This is a genomic window from Candidatus Acidianus copahuensis (genome assembly GCF_000632495.1).
Classification (GTDB): domain Archaea; phylum Thermoproteota; class Thermoprotei_A; order Sulfolobales; family Sulfolobaceae; genus Acidianus; species Acidianus copahuensis.
On the sequence record NZ_JFZT01000045.1, the window covers coordinates 42,224 to 61,780 of the forward strand.

Genomic DNA, 19,557 nt, shown 5'->3' on the forward strand with positions numbered 1-19,557 from the left:
AATTTTTATCTTTGTCTATAAAGTTTTGTCTTGAATAATCAGGAGTTTTCAAATAATTCAACTTCTCTAATATAAATTACCTTACAACTATTTTCATTAAACTTTAATCCTAAAGTTTCAACGTCAATCAAAAGATTTTAGGTTGATTATTGGTTCACAAACCCAAAAGGGCAAAGGTTCTTATTTTTAAAATAAAGAGAATCATTTTATCATTTATAACAAGGCTTATTTTTAATATATAATAAAATAACTAATTCCTGTATTGCTGTAGTGATTCCATTTACCTTATCTGGCTATATTAAGAAGAAACTATAGTTATAGTAAACTAATGGAAGATTTTTTATTATTCTATTAATGTGTGTTTTTAATGCAAGTTAAATCTATGGAATTTGAAAGCAATATTTTAAGAGATAATCCGTTAAATGATCCATATATAAGAAAAGTCTCGGTAATAGAACAGGAAAACCCAGAAGGTAAGCCAATTATAGTTTTCTTAAGTGGATATTTTGGTTCATCCATATCACAACTTAACTATGATCCAATTATTGAAAATTTACCAACTAAATTAGCTAGATTGAAGAAAGAAGGGAAAATCACGGGTTGCAATATCATTCTCCCAGATATGTTCACGAAGTTAGGTGGAAATCAATACATAAATTCAAATGCTGTAGGATTATACGAGGATTTCCTCTTTAAGGAGTTGCTTCCCTATTTTCTTGACTTATATCAAACAAATAAAGTAGGTCTTATGGGGAAATCCTCTGGGGGTTATGGCTCACTAGTTTTAGGAATGAAATACGATATAGTGTCTGCTATTGCATCTCATTCCGGTGATGCGTATTTTGAATATACCTATCTACCATTTTTCCCAAAGGTAATACCATATCTCAGAAAATTTAAAGATCCCTTGGATTTAATTAATACATACTGGAATAAATCAAATAAGAAGAGAAGGGAAGATCTAAACGCATTAATTCTCATAGGCATGTCAGCATTTTATTCACCTGGAGAAAATGGGGAAATCCTTTTGCCTTTTGATTTAGAGACTGGGGAAATCCTTGAAGATATATGGAAAAAATGGCTAGAAAAAGATCCTGTAAGAATGATAGATAAATATTATGAAAAACTTAGAGGAAAAGGTATTTATTTAGATGTAGGAAACAAGGATGAGTTTAATATTCAATATGGAACTAGAATTTTACATAAAAAAATGAGGAAATTAGGATTAACACATTATTTCGAAGAGTTTGATGGAGGTCATATGAACACATCATTCAGATATGATTTATCATTAGCCTACTTAGAGAGACAACTTGTAAGAAAATAGTAGTTTTTAGGATTTATATATGCTAATAAGACAACAGCTTCACTATTCGATACACGTTTCTGTTTCACAGTCAGTCCTTCCCCAAAAAGGGAATGGGTCAACTCTACAGGATTTGAGGCGAGTTACAAATCGCTATGAAGTGAGATGTTAAGTAAAAGCAGAAATCTAGAGCAGTATTGTAACCACAATTATTAAAAAATCCCCCGCTGAAAATGATTTCTTTTTCACATAACTATAACGCAGATAGAACCTTGATGTATACATGCTGGATTAACTTCTGATCTACTCCCCCGCTTTCTCCTTTGACATCTTAACATCTTCCTCATCCAGTAGAAATAACTACTATAAGCAAAGACTTAAGATCTAGGTTATACCCTTTAAACTCTTCACCTTTGTACCATGAATAAAACGTGAAATTTTAAGCTAAGTATTGAAAAAATTAACGCTTTGAACAAATTTAATAAGAGTTGATTGCTCGTCTGTTTCCTAAGTTAGACTTAGCTGTGTTAACCCTTTTGTTTGTCCTTTTTCATATCTCTTCATAGAATTAAGTAGATTTTCCTGTGACATATTATATATTCCAGGCGTTAATTCCAACTATGCTTTTAACCTTATGTTTTGGTCATCAGCATGAGATCGAGTAACGAACTCTAGAACAAGATCTGATTATCGTTTATAGTGAATTCAATATATTTTCAGAAGGAACAAAACATTTCCACCCTTAGAGATAAAAATCTTCTGCCCATTAATCCCATTAAGATAAACCTTGCATAATTTCATAACAATTTCCCTCTAATAGATTTTCCCAATTGTCTGAAAACATAAAGATACAATCAACATATTTCCCACCAAGAACTTTAGGTAACCAAAATCTATCATCTATCCACATCTTTTCAAAGGGTAGTTTATTTTTATCAATCCAAAAAGGTTTAGCTTCTTCAGTCTCTACCATATGTCCAGAAAAGTTAGTTATTTGATAAACATACATTACATTTATCTTGCCTGATTTTTGAACAAAGATTATACGTGCCACATTCCTTGGACTATATCCAGTTATTCCGACTTCTTCCTTTAGCTCTCTAACAGCGCATACATCCGGAGTTTCAACTTCTACTTTACCACCAGGAAAAGTAATATATCCTTTACCTAAACCTCTTTTCTTCTCTATCATCAGAAGATGATTAGAGTTCTTTACTATCGTTAGGCAAGTAGTTAATTCCAACCTTATTTACCCCAGTGACTATATAATTCTTGTGTTAGTAAAAACTCTTGAGATTTTAAATCCACCAGTTATTTCCGATAAGGATAATCTTACAATAGCCTTTAAGAAAATTAATGAAAGAGGAATTGGAAGAATAATTATTGCAAATCCCAAAGTAGAGGGTATTTTATCTACAAGAGATTTACTTTCAATATTTCTCAGTTTCTGTACAAATGGATGTACTCAGGGAGATCTATACAAGCTAAGTACAGTTGAAGCTTCACAATATATGACGTCTCCAGTAACGGTAATTACAGAAAACGCAGATACGTTAGAGGCTATTACTCTCATGGTAACAAGGAACTTTGGTTCCTTAGTAGTAATAAATGAACAAGGTATTCCGTCAGGGATTATAACTGAAAGAGAGCTATTGTTAGAGTTTCAGGATTTAGATCCTCTATTCCCAGTCTATCATTTTATGACTAAAAAAGTTTCTACAATAGATCAGCATACAGACTTGACCACTGCAACTAAGCAAATGCTCAGAAGAGGATTTAGAAGATTACCAGTAGTGGACGAGGATAAAAACGTTCTAGGAATAATAACCGCTGCTGATAGTATTAAGTCTGCAGCAAAGTCTGTCACGAAACTAGATCCTGATATCTTTTTTGCTAAAACAGTTAAGGATATAATGAGAACGCCTCTAGTGGTCATAGAAGAGGATAGATCTATAAACGAGGCAGCATCGATGATGATAGAAAAAAGTATCGGTTCGCTTGTAATTTTAGATGATGCCGGAAAGATAAAGGGAATTATAACTGAAAGAGACCTCCTAATAGCTTTACACTATCAAATTCATCTATCATATGTAGGAAAGCTAAAGACTTAAAGTAGCTACGGGAGGAAAGACCTTAGAGTAAAGTTCTAATGATTTCTTAATCTCATTTTTATTCTCCGTTAACCTATGATTATACCTTGATACAATTTCTTTCATTATATCAAACTGATAATATTCACTATAAGAAGAAATAACGTATGCTGATTCTTTTGGCATACTAGAAATAAGGGAAATACCTTTGTTATAGTAGTCTAAAATATTCTTATTATTGTCTAAGTGACTGTATATTATGCATGATGGTGACAGTATTCCTAAAGCCTTAAATTCATCTTCAAGACTTTCACCGAGTTTTATCTCGTTTCCAACTATAGCCATATATCCTTTTTGAGCCATTTCTATTGCCGTTCTACTATCAGTATTGATAACTTCTTTCCCAGTATACAAGGCGTAAAGCCTTGCATTCATATCAGCTAATGTTCCTGCCCTTAAGGTAAACAGCTTTTTAGAATTTTTATCCCCCAAAATCGAATACATATCGATATAAACAGCCGCAACTATTTTGTAATCGAGTCCTAAAGATGCAATGTTAGTTATTGAATCTAATATTACATCGCCTATGATTGAGGTCTTACAAGAATTTCTCAAATCTATATCTATTTTACCTAATTCCTTCCCTACCAAAAGTGGAAACGAAACTGGACCCGCATATGGTGCAGTTATGATCATGAGAAAAAATATATATTTAGCAAATTAAAACTTTAATAATTATCGATAATAAGGGTAACATAATCACTTCAGTCTGAACTCGGAGGATAATGAAAACAGTGACAAAAAGGTTTTATATGGTTTAAGAGATCTTTCCATGCTCATACTAATAGGAGATCTTCGAATCACTTAATCCACCCTAAGATAAGTCTTTATACAATATATTTCCAAAAATGATATCATGAAGATATCCAATAATATAGAAGTTTTTCCTGGTAGTCCAAACGTTCTATTTTATGATAAACGAATATTGATAGATCTTGGAGGGAACAATTCAGAGGTTAAGTTAGATGCTGAAGTTCAGCTTGCAACTCATGGTCATGCTGATCATATAGCGGGGCTTTTTAGAAGTGCAAAGAAAAAGTTTCTCCCTATAGAGGATTACTGTACTCTGAACATGATAGGTAGACACATGTTAACATACGGTTTTAGTGCAGTTCAATCTCCACTTTTTTCGTATGACCTTATTAAGGATGAACTAAAACTAATCTTTACAGAAAATATAACAGAGGGAGGTGAAATACAGATTATAAAAACTCCTGGACATACAGCTGGACACGTAAGTTATTTGGTAGATGATACGTTATACTGTGGAGACACATTTTTTGGTGAGAAAGTATTGCAAAACTTCGTTTTCCCATTTTATAATGATTTCTGGAGATCAATGGATAGTATAGAGAAAATTAAGGATATAGCTTCATCAGTAAATCATATAATCATATCGCATGGACCTGTATTAAGTAAGGAAAGAATGATAAAATTAATGGAATTTAACTTAGAATATGGAAAGAAATTAGTCAATGATATTAAGGAAATAATAAAAGGTAATGAGCTTACAGCAGAGGAAGTTGTAATAAAGGTAATGGAAAAGAGAGGTAAGAAGGAGATACAACCAGTATCCGTTGCGCTCAATTCCGTAACAGCTAAATCAATACTATCCGAAATAAGTAAAGATATATCTGTAAAAGAAAAAGGATTAGTGTTCAAGATTTAGAAGGTATTCCACCTTTAACTAGTTCCTGAAGATTAAGTATTTTATTGATTTCTTCTTCCTTAAATCCAAGCTCCTTTAATGCCTCTCTTATCGATAGACCTTTAGCTAGCATTTTCCCTATTTGAGATGCCTTATCATATCCGATTATTGGTGAGATCACCGTTATTAGAGCGGGACTGCTCTCAGCGTACTTTCTCATCTTTTCTATATTCGGATTAATCCCAGCTATTACTAGATCACTAAACTTGGATAAAGCTTCTGCAAGAATGCTCTCCTGAACTACAATATTATATCCTACAAGAGGTATTCCCATAGCTAACTCAAATTCTCCTAACATTGATGCTATCTGGTTAGAATGATCAAGTCCTATAACTTGTGCAGAAACCAGAAGAGTAGACTCTACAGTAACAGGGTTTGTTTTTCCGGGCATAATACTGCTACCAGCAATTTCCTCTTGAGTAGGCAAATCTATTTCACCCAATCCAGTAAATGGACCAGAGAACATTAGCCTAAAATCTTGACCTATTCTATACATTTCAACAGCAATATTTCTCATAGTACCGCTCAGAAGCAAGAGATCAGTTAAAAATCTCATTGCTCTAAACTTATTAGCTGGTTTAAATCCGAGGGAAGTTATAGTATTTATTTCCCTTATAACTAACTCCTGAAAATTAGGAGCGGTATTTAACCCAGTTCCAACTGCTGTTCCTCCTATTGGAAGTTCCTTAACATATTCTATAGCTGTTTTTACTTGAGATAACTCATGATCAATGGCATCGTAGTAAGCAGATAACTCTTGTCCCAGCGATATAGGTAGCGCATCCCTCAAATGAGTTCTTCCTGACTTAATAGCTCCTTGGAACTCTTGTGATTTTCTATATAATTCTGAAGTTATCTTCTCTAGTGACGGTATTAAAAGGTCAACTGCAGAAGAAACAGCTGCCACTCTAATTGCTGTGGGAACTACATCATTAGATGATTGGCCCATATTTACGTGGTCATTAGGATGAACTTTTTTTCCTAATATTTCGGTTGCTCTTTCTGCGATAACCTCGTTAACGTTCATGTTTAAGCCTGTACCTGAACCAGTTTGAAAAACATCTAAAGTAATTTCTTTATCATGTCCTCCATTAATCACTTCTATTGAAGCCTCTTCTATAGCCTTACCTATATCTGAATCTAAAAATCCAAGAGATGTATTAACTCTCGCGCATGCTAGTTTTACAACCCCAATTGCCCATATTATCTTTCTTGGAAATCTTGTTCCAGTATTCATAAAAAGTTTGGGCGCTGTCTCAGTATATTTCATACGCCTACTTCTCGCTTAAGAATAAATATTTAGTTCTCTAGAAATTTTTCATCTATTAAAGAAAAGATTAGAAGAGCCTCAAAACAAATTATAAAAAAGAACTATTATTCCTTTTACTCTAACACTCTATCTTTCCTTATTTTACTTTATTTAAAAATATAAAATATAATTAATATATATTCTAAATTATTAGAATTATGTATATTAATAACCTAATATTAATTTAGACCTGCTATTTCATTAGAGAATCTCAGAACATCTTATCATACACCAAGATCCTAGATATTTGAAAAATAGATAACTCTTTGTAGTAAAATCGTGAATGAGATGTGGCGGGCCCGCCGGGATTCGAACCCGGGACCTACGGGTATCCCTCTATAGCGGTTAAGAGCCCGTCGCTCTCCCTGGCTAAGCTACGGGCCCATTAGGGTTAATAACGATAGACTAAAATAATATATAAAGTAATCTATTTCTTTTGTGAAGCGTAGCTATATACCATCTTTAAAACTTTCTCTTTAGAAGCGACCTTTTTTACCAAAACTAGTCCCTTTATCCTACTGCCTGGATGAACTTTTTCCATTACTTCTGGCTCTAGATCAAGCTGTTTAGCTATACTAACAATATCATTCAAATCAATTTTAATCTTTTTAAATCTTCTACCATTTCTTCTACTACTAGCAGTAAAGTAAGCTAACCAAATAGCAACTTTCTTGTTTTCAAAATCTCTAAGACTCATTGCGCATCAGTAATGCATTAACTACTCCGTCCTGTCCAGGTCTAGATGTGACGATAGCTAATCCTGCATCTGTTCTGATTTTTGTTCCCTTAGTTATTATTCCCCTTCTTGCATATTCCCTATTAGCTGGAACTTCAACCACTTCTATAATTTTAACTTTCTTAAATGTCCTCTCTGCCGGATCAAATAAGTTTGCAAATGTAACATATTTTAACCTAACTTTGATATTCCCTCCCATAACTCTTTCCTTCACTTTCACATCAGTATTACCTAGTTTCGTCTCTGTAGGTACGCTTCCCATTTCGAATTTCCTTTTACCCCTATGAGTTCCCTTTAATCCTCCTGTGATTTTTCTTATATCATTACCTTGAAATACACCCATCTTGATCAATATGCATAAAACATTCAGTAAAAAAGATTAAGCCCCATAATTCCTCTTTCTCCTCTGATATGATCTTATAGCTCGCCAAAGATCTATTTTCCTGAACTCTGGCCAATAAACCTCACAGAAGAAAAGCTCTGAGTAAGCGAGATGCCAGAGTAAGAAGTTACTTATCCTCATCTCGCCCGAAGTCCTTATAACTAAGTCGATATCTTCTAGTTCACTATCATAGAAATATTTTTTTAAAACTTCTTCGTCAAGTACTAAGTTCTTTACACTTCCTTTCTTATAGTCATCCATTAATTTTGATACTGCATCCAATATCTCTTGCCTTCCTCCATAACAGATGGCTAACGTTAATCTTCTTTTATTAAAAGAAGAAGTCTTCTCCACAACATTGGAAATGGATAACCTAAGACCATCCGATAACTTCTCAACCTTACCAATAGTCCTTACTTTAACTTGGTATTTATATACATACTCCTCATTTAATAGGTCGTCAATCCCTTTTTTAATGTAGTTAAGGATGGCCTCAAGTTCGTATTTTGTTCTTTTATCACAATTTTCCGTTGATAATGCAAATACTGTAACATTTTTAACTCCTAGCTCTGCAAGCCAAATTAAAACCTCTTTTAATTTTTTATATCCTTGAAGATAAGCCTCACTAACACTAGAATTATTTGACTTAGCCCATCTTCTATTTCCATCTGGAATTATTCCAACATGATTTGGCATAGGTCCATTTTTTATCTGATTCCATAGAATTTTCTCGTAAAAGAAATATAATGGCGTCATCAGTTTTCTTTGCATAGCTCTTCTATCGTGTTTGTATATACTCTTATGCCTTTATATATTTCCTCCAAAGATATTTTTTCTTTATCGGTATGTTCGAGTTTAGAATCTCCCGGTCCAAAAGCTACTATATTCTTGGCTATAGGAAAAAGAATGTTCATATCGCTAGTTCCAGCTTTTCTACTTAAGCTAGGTTTTATTCCTTCTCTTGATAATGCTCTAAATAAAGAGATAACAAGAGGATTATTAGGTTGAACTTTTACTGGTGGAACACTTTCAACAACCTTGAACTCGCAATCGACAAAAACATTCACTATTTCTGATATTATAGCCTTTTCATTTACCGTTGATGGATATCTTATATCGAAATGTACATAACCGTCAGATGGAGTTACATTAAGTCTATCTCCAGATCTAATAATTGTAGGAACAATTGAAGGCTTATCATACGAGCTTGGCGGAAGATAAACCCTCCTTATTTTTTCTCCTAACTCTACAATTAAGTTTTCACTAGAGGAAGAAGAATGCTCCCCTTTACCTTTACACTCAATGTCTAGATGGATTACTCCTCTATACTCTATGACTATATTACCATTTGTTGGTTCTCCTACAATTATGTTCTCAAAGGTATTACCTGAATTCAAGAGTTCTCTTGCTCCTGCACTTTTATTCTCCTCATCAGAAAGAGCCGCAAACATTACATCATATCCATTCTCATGAAGCAACCAAGTTGAAAGAAGCATTGCAATTAGAGGACCTTTATCATCTACCGCTCCTCTACCATAAATGACGTCTTTTTCAACTTTAGGCTCAATGAACCCTTGTACAGTATCGATATGAGAAACAAATAATATTTTTCCTTTATTCAAATAAAACGAATTAGTGTTAGTTACTTTTAAGGATAACCCTAGATCTTTTGAAACTCTTTCAAAAAAAGGTAATGCTTTATCTTCTTCTCCTGAGGGGGTATAGGTTGAGATAAGATCAAGAAGAAGTTGTTTTTCTTTCTGTAGCAAGAACTCCTTTTCTAGTTGCATCCACTGCTACCTCCATATCTTCATGTGTGATTGTATAAGGAGAAAGGAACCTTATAGTAGTTACTCCTGCCTTTAAAGATAGTACTCGATTATCTTGTAAAACCTTTATAGCCAATCCAGGGTTTAACTTAAGGTCAACACCTATCATTAGACCCTTCCCTCTGACTTCTCTTATAGATTTAAAGTCAGAAAGAGTTTCCTGTAACATCTTTATGAATATCTCTCCCTTAACTTTAGCTTGTTCCGGTACATTATCTGCTTTAAGTGCCTTTATTGAACCTACTACTGCTGCTGCTGCAAGTGGATTTCCCCCATAAGTAGTTCCATGATCTCCTTCTCCAAGTTTTTCAGCTATCCAATCAGGCATAAAGGTGGCACTAACAGGAAATCCTCCTCCTATCGCCTTGCCAGCTGTCATAATATCTGGGTCTATGCCAAAGTGTTGATGGGCCCATATCTTACCTGTCCTACCAAAACCTGATTGAACTTCGTCTATTATTAGAATTATACCTTTCTCAGTAGTTATCTCTCTTAGACCTTTCATAAATTCATCATTTGCTGGAATTACTCCTCCTTCGCCTTGAACCGGTTCAACTATAACTGCAGCAGTACTTTCATCAATCTTTTTCAAATCATCTATATTATTAAATCTGAGAAAATCAATTGGACCTAGAAGGGGCTCAAAGGGTTCTCTATACTTCCTAGTCCATGTAACAGATAATGAACCAGAAGTTCTTCCATGAAATGAGTTAACGAACGCTACGAATTTTTTCCTTCCAGTAACCTTTCTTGATACCTTAAGCGCAAGTTCTACAGCTTCTGAACCAGAATTTAACAGGAAGGCATTATTTAAGTTATCAGGTTTTACATTATCAAGTTCCTTTGCTAGTTCTTCCCTTATAGGTGTATCAAAAGCAGTAGTTAATGTCATTATTTCTGACATTTGTTTTTGTAGATATTCTAAGACTATCTTATTTCTATGACCAAGAAACGCTACTCCATGGCCAGCATGAAGATCAAGATACCTGTTTCCTTGTTCATCCCATACATATTGCCCTTCGCCTTTGACTATCTTTAATCCTCTTCCTTGATAAAATTCAATTAGCCTCATTTCCTTATCCACTCCTCTACCTTTTTAATAAGATATTCGGAAACATTAAACTTGTTCACTCTAACAGTGTTCTTAAACTCTGGAACACCGTTAACTTCATCTACTAGATAACCCCTCTCGGGATCTTCAAATACATCTATACCCAAAAAGAATCCTCCAATAATATCTTTCACTTTTATTGCAAGATCTTGTAGTTCCTCATCAATCTTGAGAGGTTCTGCAACTGCCCCTAATGCTGTATTCGTCCTCCAATTTTTAGTATTTGTCCTATATATTCCTACTGGGACTTCGTCTCCTATTACAAATATCCTAATATCTCTATCAGGTTTCTTTACAAATTCTTGGATAAAGTAAATATTCCTCAATGGAAGGGTAGTATAATCTTGATATTCCATATAACTTCTTAAATAATCGTCATTATCAGCCTTAGCTACCATTCTTCCCCAGCTTCCCTCGACAGGCTTAATTATTGTCGGATATCCAATTTTTCCCGCAACTTCTAATGCCTTCTCTTTAGAAAATGCTACTGCAGTCTTGGGAATAGGTATCTTATGTTTAGAAAGAAGACTCATTGTAACTAACTTATTCTCGCAATTCACTAGTGTTCTCGCGTCATTGATTACCTTGTATTCCAAACCCTCTAATATCGTCGATGTAGAAAAAGCTCTAGCATGAGAAGTATTCCTCTGCAAAACCACATCCATTGTAGCTAATTGATACTCATCTGATGAAAAGTAAAAATCCTTCGTGAAAATAGGAGTTATCTTATGTCCTAATTTATTTGCCTCTTCTATAATACTCTTCTCTTCCCATCTTATAATGTCGTATGTTAGTCCAATTATCACTCTCCCCAGTCCTCACCTACAGTTTCCGCTAACCTTAAAGACAACCTTCCATTGTCATTAAAAACTTCGAGTTGAGCACCGCATTCATGTTCTATTATCTCTCCTGGTAATGCATTGTCCTCTACTTCTACATTTCCTCCACAAATTGGGCATTTTAAGGTAACCATTCTTGGTCAAGTTTTATCTTACTTGGTTCAGTGTTCAAAAGCTTATATGAAAATAAATGGTTCTAAGTTAGAACCATGTTCGAAGTATAATAGTACTATTTGTACTTATAACACCTTGAAGACTTCTTATCTCATCTATTGTTTTATTAATTTCCGCTATATTTATTCCTCTTATCAAGGCTATAATATCGTAATCTCCGGTTGTTTCATAGACTGTTTCTACTCCGTGGATTTTTATTATCCTCTTGGATACATCTGGAGTAGAAATCTGAGGAGTAGATTTAACCATAACTATTGCTTTTATTTCATTCTCTAGTTCATACTCTATAGTAAATCTTTTAATTATTCCAAGTCGTGTAAGTTTATCAATTCTCTTCCTAACTGCCGCTTCACTTATCTTAAGATCTCTGGCAATGAGCGTATATGGTGTCCTAGCATTTTTCTTAAGTGTATCAAGAATTTTTAGATCATTTTCATCTACTTTACTCATTCTATCACCGTACCTTTTCCACTCAATGCCTCCAATACAGAATTGTCTTTTAGACCTGATGATATTATAACTCTTTTAACTCCCTCCTCAACAGCTGAAGCTGCCATAAGAATTTTTCTATTCATCCCGGGTCCAATCTTCTTAGCTAAGTCTTTAGCCTCATTTACGCTAAGTTTATTTATAACTTTCCCATCAACTAAGACCCCTTCAACATCAGTAAGAATAACTAGCGCATCCGCTCTTAAGGTCTTAGCTACCGCTAAAGCCATTTGATCTCCATCAACATTTAATAGAACACCTTCATTAACATCTATTGCTATTGGAGCCATTACGACATAATTAACTAAAGAAATTAGACCTAACAAGAACTCATTATTAACCTTAATTATTTTCCCTGTGTACCCTCCCTCGATAATTCTTTTCTTTCCTCTTTCATCGATAATCATAATTCTTTTCTTTCTCTCGGCATAAATGGATGGACCATCTGCACCAGTTATTCCAACAACATTTCTCCCTTTAGAACTTATACTGCTAACAATATTCTTATTAATTAAATTCATAGCCATAACATATATGTCCAATTCTTCTCTAGTTGTATACCGACTTCTTATTCCTTCAGGTGAAACAACAAAGGTAGGTTCTATACCCATTCTTTTACTATAATCTGTAACTATATCCCCTCCTCCATGAACAAAAACCGCACTCTCATTATAATTAGATAAACTGTTTATTAGCTTATCGAATGAGTTCTTTATTACTCTTCCGCCAGACTTGATAACAATCATTTTATACAGGCCTCAATGGAGGTGATTTCAGGCCAGTATCTTCAGCAAAGCCATTTGAGATATTAAAACTTTGAACAGCTTGACCAGCAGCACCTTTCATAAGATTGTCTATAGCGGAAAACATAGTTAATCTACTGATCCTTCTTTCCTGTGCAAAACCTATATCAGCAAAATTACTACCTAAGACATATTTAGGATCAGGGTAAGGGTGAATTCCTCCTCTGACTATTCTTATGAATTTCCTTCCTCTATAAAACTCTGCAGTTTTCCTCCATACATCCATATCATCTAAGGGTTGATCTAACCAAATATGGGATGAAGATAGGGCTCCTCTAACACTACTTACTGCATGAGGGACAATACTGACTTTAACTGGGGAACCCGCTAGCCTAGATAGTTCCTGTTCTGCTTCAGCCTCATGCCTATGCCCTTCAGCATCATAAGGTCTTATAGCATTTTGTCTTTCTGGATGATGACTACCTTCGGTTGGCTTAGCTCCTCCCTCGCTACTTGATACTTTAACGTCACTAATAAATCTCATCTGAGATGCGAGTTTATTATACGCTACTGGTGCCAAGGCCAAAATTGTAGCAGTAGCATTACAGCCTGGAGACGCTATTAATTTTGCTCTCCTTAAATCATCATAGTGCAATTCAGGTAATCCATATACGGCTTTTTCCAAAAGATCAGTATATGGGTGTTCTATTCCATACCAAATTTTATATACACTAGGATCCTTTAGTCTAAAGTCAGCACTAAGGTCTACTACTTGCATTCCCATCTCTAAAATTTTAGGCACATAATTTAATGAAACTCCATGAGGTAATGATAGAAAGACTGTATCCGCCTTATCTCCAAGTTTATCTAATGAGAACTGAGAAAAATTAAGATTAAGATATCCCCTTAAATTAGGATGAACAAGTGAAATAGGTTTTCCTGCATATTCTCTTGATGTTACCATAGTTATTTCGACCTTATCATGAACTAGTAACAGCCTTAATAATTCTCCACCTGTATAACCAGAACCACCAATTACTGCAACTCTAACCATTTAGGTTAGAAAGCGAGATTTTGCTTATAAATAATGTTGCAAGATCTGTAACGATGGAACCAAATACTGATGAACTTAAGCGATTTCTTGAGAATAAGATTATTTCTCTAAAAAAAGAAGTTGAATACTATGAGTACCTACTCAGTTTACTAGAGTCAGGATACACTCCAATAAAAGGAAACAAAGGATCTTTAGAATATATAAAGAATAGGAAAGGAGAGACAATAGCTGAGGTGTTTTTTACTCCTCCGCTTATGAAAGTTGTAATAAAGAAGAAGATTAACATTAAGGAAGCATACATGAATGCCCTGAGTAAAATTTTAGAAGATGCAAAAAATTCTGATAAAATAGAATATAATATAATATCGGATAAAGAAGATTTACGAGAAATTAATATAACGAATATTAGAGATAATATAACATATAATAAACTTAAGGTTGGACTACAGACAATTCTAGAAAGAGCCTCTGCATAGAGAATTCTCTTATTGAAATTGAGACAATAGAAAGACTCAATGTAAGGCGAACTTCCCCCAACCTTTCAGTTGAAGCTTCCTGCTTCACTCTCAGACTTGATCCCCTATCACCACAGTGAAGGTCTCCCTTATGAAACCGTTATGATAAACCGTTTGTCTCTAGAGGGTATCTTTAGGTAGTTTAGTGTACTTCAAGGTATATCCTAGGGACTTTTTCCTCACCCCAACCTTCGTTGATAGTAAAACTACCTCCAATGTAGGATGATAGGCATCGAGATCAACGGCACGGATCCCTTAGGGACTCTCTTTTCAATATTTACCAAGGAAGTTTGTAAGCCCTATCTATAAAGTATGGTTAAATGAAGCAGATGATTTAACCTAAAGGCTAGGATAGTTCACTTAAGTATCACTATTATGATGACCTGCTATCAATCATTGAAAATAATTTTACTATAACAGGTCTTGGATCTCCTATAAATCTGATTAACGCTTCTCCTCTTCCAAGGAACGCTAATTTGTTTGATATCTCTTCATGACTAACGTTAACTAATCTCCTCACAGTGTTTTCCCAGAAATTCTTGTCTCCGTTATTCATAGCTACTAAAAGTCCAGCATTATCTAGATATACATCACGTATATCCCCTAAATCTTCAATATTTTGAGTAGCTAAAAACACAGATATGCCATGTCCTCTTCCACGTTTTACTAAATCAGCTATTATTGGATAATCAACTTTCTCACTCTTGAGGACAGTCCACGCCTCGTCGATAACTAAGCCAACTTTTAGTCCAGTGTCTACAGATTTAGAGAATTTATTATAAATATCGTTTATAATAGAATATATCACAATTCTTCTCATTACTTCATTTTTTATTTGAGTTAAATCAATTATATTAATTCCAGGTTTTATGAGTTCAACTAGATTACCGCCGTTGTCTAAAGACTTTACTATATCAATAATCTCAGAAATCATTAGGAATGATATATTATCCATTATTTCCTTAGCCTTATCTTCCACGTAATCCCAAGATATTTGACTAACCACATTACGTTCAATATCGCCAAGAGCTGAACTTACTGCCTTATATAGGGCTGAAGCATAAATCCTGTCTAAATTAAAAGAGTTAACAAGTATTCTCTCAATTTGAAGTGATCTTGTGGTTGAAGAAAGCCCTTGAAGATTTAGCAACGAGATTCCTTGCGATATTGGATTCAAAAGCTTAAACCTTATATTCCTTCTCTTAAGTCTTTCCTTTATATCTCCTTTAATATCAAAAAATACTATAGCAATTTTTCTAAAATAAATTAACTGTAATCCAAGATTTATTAAAAATTCAGTTTTTCCACTTCCAGTAGGACCTACAACTATTACATGTTGATTTTCCAATGTATCGAAATTCCAAGAGACTAATGTATTATTTTCCATATCGACACCTAGTACTATTCCATCATTTCTCATCTCAAATGAAGGAAGTTTCGGAATAGAGAAAGGCGAAATAAAAGATATTCTCGATGGTATAGAAATTTTATTACATTTACATTTATCAAAAAACAGAATACGTTTTATTTCATCGGTCTTTGCTAATCTAGCTCCAATATTTAAACCAGAAAGTCCTCGTAATATGACATTAGAGAGTTCTATAGCCTTGGCTCTTGAATCCGCATGAACTAATAAATACACTTCATATCTAAATGGAGGCTCACCTTCAGACATCCTGTCTAGAATAAAGCTAACTATATCAAGTTCTTTTTTTGCTCTGGTATTTGATGGATCATTTTCGATCAATACTCTCAGATTTTGAGCCTTATTTAATAATGAGTTCTTAAACTTGTTTTGTTCCACATACCTTTTTCGAAAGAGAATATCTACCTGATCTCCCGTCTGAATAATCTTATGAAAACTTACTATAGAGCTCTTCAGAGAACTATCATTTAAATCCTTATAGTCAAGAGGTATATCATAAATGAGAATTACTCCTATAAACTCATTTGAGGTCTTAAAATAACCATCACCTATCTCTGGCTCGATATCAGTATTTTTCCTTTTTATCTTTAGAATTTTTCTTATTATATTAAAAAGCTTAAATTGAACTATTTGATATCTAAATTTAATCAAAATTATTAGAATAGCAGCTACAACAACTGCCAACAAGAAAAAGTTCCTCAGTATAATTACTAATATTATACCAATAGAAAGCATTATAATTGGATATATTTTTTCCTGATCCACATCTAAGTTTTTTGTTAAAATAGTCAGAGAGAACACCGAATATTTTTAGCAAGTGTATATATTGGAAAGCAAAAGAATTGATATATGAGTTTTAAAAAATATTAACTTAATAAATCTTCTAAAGAAATTAAGAGAATTTTATATTATCTAAAATTATAGCTCTATATTAGCATGAATCATTCTAAGATCTTCTTCTGACTTCTTAAGCCTAAGCATAAGTTCAGCTACTATTCCGTCTAAAAACATTTGCGTTGTGTCTTCAAATAATGTGCCTAAAGGGGCTAGAGGTTCTGTTATGCCTATAATTTGTCTTGCGAAATAATCTTCGAATTGACTATACTTTGTTCTTCCAGGAACCTCAACAACTACATCAGCAATCTTACCTAATGGGCTATCAGCATAGCTTGTTATAGCTACAAGCGTCGATTTAGTTTCTTTAGCTGCTTCTGCAGCTGTTAATATCAACTTAGTTCTTCCAGAACCTGAAATTGCTATAGCTAGATCATTTTTACCAACAGCCGGAACTATTGTTTCACCTAATACATAAGCATTATAGCCTAAATGGAGTAACCTCATCGCAAAAGCCCTGCCTACTAGACCGCTCCTTCCTGCTCCCATAACTAAAACTTTTCCGTTCCTATTATTCACATAAAAATCTTCTAAAGTGTTAACCATTTTCTCTACTTGTTCGGGCTTTATAAGCTCAACGGATCTTATAACAAACTCTGCAAGATCATACATAGTCTTTAAACTAAGGGGAAAATCCTTGAGAGAAGATGAGGACACAGAGACTCAAGTTGTTCTTTCACGCAGACTAATTATAAAGTTTACTATATGTAGAAGATATATGTCCGACAATATTTTTCCCTCAACAAATACTGTTTGTATTAATAAATTAGACGACACTGACACTAATTTAATGAGCCTCAAGGTTTTACTTGATTAATCTTTTCCTTATTGGAAGAATAAATAGCCAACTTAGGGTTAATATAGCTTATATATTATAACAACATAATTCTCGGATACACCTTTTCATCCTGCCTCTAAAAAGTGAGATGATCCTAGAACTTTATCCTAAATATTTAAGTCTAGGCAACTAAAAGTAGTAAAGGTTCAAATGAGTTCTAGATGGCTTCCTAAATGGAAAGTTGTTAAAATCAAGGTAGGAGATAAAGATGTTGAAGTATGCTATGATGATAAATTGAAACTCTACTGTTGTCCATTATGTAGTCCAGAATGTAAAAAAGGCGGTATTCCGGATTATAGCTCTTATTTTTACTCTATAGAGGATCTAGATAACCATCTAATAGCCCATAAGGATTCTTTATGGTTAAGAAAAGGATATCATTATGAAGAAGAGGAGGAGGAAGATATTGAACAAGATGAGGACTAGAATAGCTATAGTAGGCAGTTACACAATTGATGAAATAAAGTTAGATGATAAAGTTACAGAAAGTCCAGGAGGATCTCCAGTTTATTCTAGCTTAGGAGTTATAAGTGCAGGTGGTAAGCCAGTTGTATATTCAGCAAAGGGAAAAGATTTCAAATTTAACGTAAGTGCTCTTATCGAGGAAGGAGATATACAAACTGTAGAGAAAAGTCTTAGATTTAAGATCGAGATAAATAGCTCTGGAAGAAGATTAATACTTCAACATTCAATCGGAAAAATGACAATTAATTGGAGTAAAATAAAAAATAATAATGGAGTAATAGTTAGTCCGGTTTGTAATGAGGTAGACCCGAATGGATTTATTGATGTAGATATTCCGATAGCTCTCGATGTTCAAGGATTTATAAGAAATTGTGTTGAAGATCAGGAAATATCTTATACGAGGTTAAACTTGCCAAGAAGAAAATACACCGTAATACACTCAAATTACGATGAGATGCAATATGGCAATTTTACTGTAAAAGAACTACTAAACCTAGGAGCACAAGAAGTTATAATTTCTTACGGCGATAAAGGTTTTTCTCTATTTTATGGAGATAGTGAAAGGAGATATTTCACAAGACAACCAGGAAACGTGAATGTTGGAAATGGGGATTACCTTTTAGCTGCATATTTTACCTTAAGACTTAGAGGATATACGGAAGTTGAGGCTGGAGAAGAGGCACTAGAACTCACAGAGAATTTCAGCAATTTTGGGCCGAAATTAATGCTTCCTCCAACGTGAGATTTTTCCATTCACCCAATCTACCGCAATATCTTATTTTGCCATTTTTGGTTAATTTTTGTGATTCACCATATAAAATTGAATTTTTTATCACATGCGATCTATAACCTATTATTGAATTAAGATCTAAAATTTTCAATCTCTTAAGATCTCCAAAAACTCTTTCTGTATCTATCAATTTCTTTGAAAAGAAAGAATAAACATAATTAACATTAACGTCTTCTTCTGGGACAGTTATTATGTGAGAAAAAGAAATACCTGAACTTCCATTAATGTAGATTTTCCAGTTAGTATCGCTATTATTCCTTTTATTTAATATAATAGTAAGCAAACAATCAATAGAATTTGCTTTATTACGTTCCATACTCTCATTTAGTATAGTCACATAAGCAGTATCAAATTTAAGGGCTTGTTTATTAGTAATTATTAGGTTATCCTTGATCTCTTTTACATATGCCCTTATTAATCTGACCTTAGATGAGACGGAGTTAATATATTTTTGTAGATTTTTTACTAAATATAATCTACTATCAAAGTTCAACCAAGCTGGAAGTGAATCACACTCTGGACATATTTTATCTTTTAATCTTGACTCCTTTTCGATTGTTAATGTATAATCAATTTCCTTAAATTCCAGTTCATAATCACTTATAACCGATGGATTTCTGACTATCGGTGGTAAAAGAGTAACGTGGATTCCTAGATCTTCTGTTGAGTATAAACCTCCCAATTGGGGTTGCTGATCTATCAGCAAGGAATTATGTCTGATTGCCACGGTAACTCCGGTAATGCCTCCTCCTAAAACTACATCCATCTACCTAATGTAATACCTAGTATAAAATAAATT

General features: G+C 33.8%; 22 protein-coding genes and 1 tRNA gene. 6 read left to right on the forward strand and 17 right to left on the reverse strand.

What is annotated here, in order from left to right:
* Positions 1-367 precede the first annotated feature (367 nt).
* The gene (locus CM19_RS07975) at positions 368-1,327 is read left to right on the forward strand and encodes an alpha/beta hydrolase-fold protein (RefSeq protein WP_048099963.1); all 960 of its coding nucleotides are present in this window, start codon (positions 368-370) and stop codon (positions 1,325-1,327) included.
* Positions 1,328-2,081: 754 nt separating this feature from the next.
* On the opposite strand, the gene CM19_RS07980 is transcribed toward CM19_RS07975, so the two are convergent.
* Complete coding sequence (locus tag CM19_RS07980) at positions 2,082-2,549, reverse strand: 8-oxo-dGTP diphosphatase (protein WP_150111413.1); 468 nt, start codon at positions 2,547-2,549, stop codon at positions 2,082-2,084.
* 31 nt (positions 2,550-2,580) lie between these two features.
* On the opposite strand from CM19_RS07980, the gene CM19_RS07985 reads away from it, so the two are divergent.
* Positions 2,581-3,417, forward strand: coding sequence for a CBS domain-containing protein (locus CM19_RS07985; RefSeq protein ID WP_048099930.1), 837 nt, complete (start codon positions 2,581-2,583; stop codon positions 3,415-3,417).
* Here CM19_RS07985 and CM19_RS07990 read toward each other — a convergent pair.
* Positions 3,406-4,092, reverse strand: a complete 687-nt coding sequence (locus tag CM19_RS07990; protein WP_048099931.1) for a DUF3834 domain-containing protein — start codon at positions 4,090-4,092, stop codon at positions 3,406-3,408. The two genes, CM19_RS07985 and CM19_RS07990, sit on opposite strands and share 12 nt — an antisense overlap.
* Positions 4,093-4,312: 220 nt before the next feature.
* On the opposite strand from CM19_RS07990, the gene CM19_RS07995 reads away from it, so the two are divergent.
* On the forward strand, positions 4,313-5,125 hold the full coding sequence (locus tag CM19_RS07995; protein WP_048099932.1) for an MBL fold metallo-hydrolase: 813 nt from the start codon (positions 4,313-4,315) through the stop codon (positions 5,123-5,125).
* Here the strand turns inward: CM19_RS07995 and CM19_RS08000 are convergent.
* From CM19_RS08000 to argC, 12 genes are all read right to left on the reverse strand, one after another.
* A complete protein-coding gene (locus tag CM19_RS08000) occupies positions 5,115-6,434 on the reverse strand; it encodes a class II fumarate hydratase (RefSeq protein WP_048099933.1) in 1,320 nt (439 codons plus the stop codon). The genes CM19_RS07995 and CM19_RS08000 overlap by 11 nt on opposite strands.
* Before the next feature lie 330 nt (positions 6,435-6,764).
* A tRNA-Lys gene (locus CM19_RS08005) sits at positions 6,765-6,857 on the reverse strand.
* 43 nt (positions 6,858-6,900) lie between these two features.
* Positions 6,901-7,170 carry a hypothetical protein gene (locus tag CM19_RS08010; protein ID WP_048099934.1) on the reverse strand — a complete coding sequence of 90 codons (270 nt, stop codon included), beginning with the start codon at positions 7,168-7,170 and terminating at the stop codon, positions 6,901-6,903.
* Positions 7,160-7,552 (reverse strand): 30S ribosomal protein S8e, encoded by a 393-nt coding sequence (locus tag CM19_RS08015; protein ID WP_048099935.1) that lies wholly within the window; start codon positions 7,550-7,552, stop codon positions 7,160-7,162. Before CM19_RS08015 ends, CM19_RS08010 begins: the two co-directional genes overlap by 11 nt.
* A gap of 36 nt (positions 7,553-7,588) precedes the next feature.
* Positions 7,589-8,362, reverse strand: a complete 774-nt coding sequence (uppS, locus tag CM19_RS08020) for a polyprenyl diphosphate synthase (RefSeq protein WP_048099936.1) — start codon at positions 8,360-8,362, stop codon at positions 7,589-7,591.
* Entirely contained in the window at positions 8,347-9,381 is a 1,035-nt protein-coding gene (locus CM19_RS08025; RefSeq protein ID WP_048099937.1) for an N-acetyl-lysine deacetylase, read from the reverse strand. The genes uppS and CM19_RS08025 overlap by 16 nt, the downstream gene beginning before the upstream one ends.
* Positions 9,329-10,492 carry a [LysW]-aminoadipate semialdehyde/glutamate semialdehyde transaminase gene (lysJ, locus tag CM19_RS08030; protein WP_048099964.1) on the reverse strand — a complete coding sequence of 388 codons (1,164 nt, stop codon included), beginning with the start codon at positions 10,490-10,492 and terminating at the stop codon, positions 9,329-9,331. The genes CM19_RS08025 and lysJ overlap by 53 nt, the downstream gene beginning before the upstream one ends.
* On the reverse strand, positions 10,489-11,337 hold the full coding sequence (lysX, locus tag CM19_RS08035) for a lysine biosynthesis protein LysX (RefSeq protein WP_048099938.1): 849 nt from the start codon (positions 11,335-11,337) through the stop codon (positions 10,489-10,491). Before lysX ends, lysJ begins: the two co-directional genes overlap by 4 nt.
* On the reverse strand, positions 11,334-11,504 hold the full coding sequence (gene lysW/argW, locus CM19_RS08040; protein ID WP_048099939.1) for an alpha-aminoadipate/glutamate carrier protein LysW: 171 nt from the start codon (positions 11,502-11,504) through the stop codon (positions 11,334-11,336). The genes lysX and lysW/argW overlap by 4 nt, the downstream gene beginning before the upstream one ends.
* 67 nt (positions 11,505-11,571) lie before the next feature.
* Positions 11,572-11,994: an HTH-type transcriptional regulator LysM gene (gene lysM, locus CM19_RS08045; protein WP_048099940.1), complete on the reverse strand. Its 423-nt coding sequence runs from the start codon at positions 11,992-11,994 to the stop codon at positions 11,572-11,574.
* Positions 11,991-12,779, reverse strand: coding sequence for a [LysW]-aminoadipate/[LysW]-glutamate kinase (locus tag CM19_RS08050; RefSeq protein WP_048099941.1), 789 nt, complete (start codon positions 12,777-12,779; stop codon positions 11,991-11,993). The genes lysM and CM19_RS08050 overlap by 4 nt, the downstream gene beginning before the upstream one ends.
* A 1-nt stretch (position 12,780) precedes the next feature.
* Positions 12,781-13,830: an N-acetyl-gamma-glutamyl-phosphate reductase gene (gene argC / locus CM19_RS08055; protein ID WP_048099942.1), complete on the reverse strand. Its 1,050-nt coding sequence runs from the start codon at positions 13,828-13,830 to the stop codon at positions 12,781-12,783.
* Between the two features lie 53 nt (positions 13,831-13,883).
* On the opposite strand from argC, the gene CM19_RS08060 reads away from it, so the two are divergent.
* Positions 13,884-14,306 carry a hypothetical protein gene (locus tag CM19_RS08060; protein ID WP_048099943.1) on the forward strand — a complete coding sequence of 141 codons (423 nt, stop codon included), beginning with the start codon at positions 13,884-13,886 and terminating at the stop codon, positions 14,304-14,306.
* A gap of 412 nt (positions 14,307-14,718) precedes the next feature.
* Here the strand turns inward: CM19_RS08060 and cedB are convergent, their stop codons facing one another.
* Entirely contained in the window at positions 14,719-16,506 is a 1,788-nt protein-coding gene (gene cedB / locus CM19_RS08065; protein WP_048099965.1) for a DNA import protein CedB, read from the reverse strand.
* Between the two features lie 183 nt (positions 16,507-16,689).
* Positions 16,690-17,277, reverse strand: a complete 588-nt coding sequence (gene hxlB / locus CM19_RS08070) for a 6-phospho-3-hexuloisomerase (RefSeq protein WP_048099966.1) — start codon at positions 17,275-17,277, stop codon at positions 16,690-16,692.
* Between the two features lie 376 nt (positions 17,278-17,653).
* Between hxlB and CM19_RS08075 the strand changes: the two genes are divergently transcribed.
* Positions 17,654-17,929: a hypothetical protein gene (locus CM19_RS08075; protein WP_048099944.1), complete on the forward strand. Its 276-nt coding sequence runs from the start codon at positions 17,654-17,656 to the stop codon at positions 17,927-17,929.
* On the forward strand, positions 17,910-18,710 hold the full coding sequence (locus CM19_RS08080; RefSeq protein WP_150111414.1) for a carbohydrate kinase family protein: 801 nt from the start codon (positions 17,910-17,912) through the stop codon (positions 18,708-18,710). Before CM19_RS08075 ends, CM19_RS08080 begins: the two co-directional genes overlap by 20 nt.
* Here CM19_RS08080 and CM19_RS08085 read toward each other — a convergent pair.
* Positions 18,670-19,524 (reverse strand): NAD(P)-binding protein, encoded by an 855-nt coding sequence (locus CM19_RS08085; RefSeq protein ID WP_048099946.1) that lies wholly within the window; start codon positions 19,522-19,524, stop codon positions 18,670-18,672. The genes CM19_RS08080 and CM19_RS08085 overlap by 41 nt on opposite strands.
* Positions 19,525-19,557: the final 33 nt, after the last annotated feature.

Bases quoted from the DNA above. Each gene is read 5' to 3' on its own strand.
- cedB (WP_048099965.1), bottom strand. From the start codon at position 16,506: ATGCTTTCTATTGGTATAATATTAGTAATTATACTGAGGAACTTTTTC.
- lysM (WP_048099940.1), bottom strand. From the start codon at position 11,994: ATGAGTAAAGTAGATGAAAATGATCTAAAAATTCTTGATACACTTAAG.
- CM19_RS08025 (WP_048099937.1), bottom strand. From the start codon at position 9,381: ATGCAACTAGAAAAGGAGTTCTTGCTACAGAAAGAAAAACAACTTCTT.
- CM19_RS08000 (WP_048099933.1), bottom strand. From the start codon at position 6,434: ATGAAATATACTGAGACAGCGCCCAAACTTTTTATGAATACTGGAACA.
- CM19_RS08085 (WP_048099946.1), bottom strand. From the start codon at position 19,524: ATGGATGTAGTTTTAGGAGGAGGCATTACCGGAGTTACCGTGGCAATC.
- lysW/argW (WP_048099939.1), bottom strand. From the start codon at position 11,504: ATGGTTACCTTAAAATGCCCAATTTGTGGAGGAAATGTAGAAGTAGAG.
- CM19_RS07975 (WP_048099963.1), top strand. From the start codon at position 368: ATGCAAGTTAAATCTATGGAATTTGAAAGCAATATTTTAAGAGATAAT.
- argC (WP_048099942.1), bottom strand. From the start codon at position 13,830: ATGGTTAGAGTTGCAGTAATTGGTGGTTCTGGTTATACAGGTGGAGAA.
- CM19_RS08010 (WP_048099934.1), bottom strand. From the start codon at position 7,170: ATGAGTCTTAGAGATTTTGAAAACAAGAAAGTTGCTATTTGGTTAGCT.
- lysJ (WP_048099964.1), bottom strand. From the start codon at position 10,492: ATGAGGCTAATTGAATTTTATCAAGGAAGAGGATTAAAGATAGTCAAA.
- CM19_RS07995 (WP_048099932.1), top strand. From the start codon at position 4,313: ATGAAGATATCCAATAATATAGAAGTTTTTCCTGGTAGTCCAAACGTT.
- CM19_RS08060 (WP_048099943.1), top strand. From the start codon at position 13,884: ATGGAACCAAATACTGATGAACTTAAGCGATTTCTTGAGAATAAGATT.
- CM19_RS08075 (WP_048099944.1), top strand. From the start codon at position 17,654: ATGAGTTCTAGATGGCTTCCTAAATGGAAAGTTGTTAAAATCAAGGTA.
- CM19_RS07990 (WP_048099931.1), bottom strand. From the start codon at position 4,092: ATGATCATAACTGCACCATATGCGGGTCCAGTTTCGTTTCCACTTTTG.
- hxlB (WP_048099966.1), bottom strand. From the start codon at position 17,277: ATGTATGATCTTGCAGAGTTTGTTATAAGATCCGTTGAGCTTATAAAG.
- CM19_RS08050 (WP_048099941.1), bottom strand. From the start codon at position 12,779: ATGATTGTTATCAAGTCTGGCGGAAGAGTAATAAAGAACTCATTCGAT.
- CM19_RS08015 (WP_048099935.1), bottom strand. From the start codon at position 7,552: ATGGGTGTATTTCAAGGTAATGATATAAGAAAAATCACAGGAGGATTA.
- uppS (WP_048099936.1), bottom strand. From the start codon at position 8,362: ATGCAAAGAAAACTGATGACGCCATTATATTTCTTTTACGAGAAAATT.